The organism is Vibrio sp. 2134-1 (assembly GCF_033339495.1).
Genome location: NZ_JAWOUS010000828.1, coordinates 1 through 551 on the forward strand (window position 1 = coordinate 1; position 551 = coordinate 551).

Here is a 551-nt window from a genome sequence, read left to right on the forward strand (position 1 = left end):
GAACTGTTGATAGGGTTAAATATGCTGTACGAGTTAATCGACCACGAACTAGTAGATGTAATTAATGATCGCGCTTACCAATGGCAAGATGCGGTTAAAAAGACCACTCAATACCTAGAAAATAAAGGTTACGTCTCCCAGCACTATGCTGATGCGATCATCCGTTCAACGGAAGAAAACGGTCCTTACTATGTGTTATGCCCTGGATTGGCTATGCCTCATGCCCGACCTGAAACTGGCGTTTTAAAAACAGGCTTAGGCATCCATATTTTCCCATCACCTGTTGATTTTGGATCGGATCTCGGTCCGGCCAATATTCTTATTACCTTAGCTGCGAAAGACTCTGATACCCACATTGAGGTGATTCAAGCGTTGAGCGAGATGTTTGTGGATGAAGAGAACATTGCAAAACTGGCACAAGCCTCTTCCAAAGAACAAGTGCTAGACATAATAAAAGCATACTAAAAGGAACATAACGTGAAAGCAAACATGCGAGCCAATGTGCAAGCCTTCGGAGGTCATTTGACCGCCATGGTGCTGCCAAATATCGG

At 43.9% G+C, this 551-nt stretch carries 1 protein-coding gene and 1 pseudogene; both read left to right on the forward strand.

From position 1 onward, the window contains the following. Nucleotides 1-21: 21 nt before the first annotated feature. Complete coding sequence (locus R7R78_RS28765; protein WP_005391226.1) at nucleotides 22-465, forward strand: PTS sugar transporter subunit IIA; 444 nt, start codon at nucleotides 22-24, stop codon at nucleotides 463-465. A 12-nt stretch (nucleotides 466-477) separates the two neighbouring features. Next, nucleotides 478-551: pseudogene (locus tag R7R78_RS28770) on the forward strand (PTS mannose transporter subunit IIA); the annotation flags it as partial.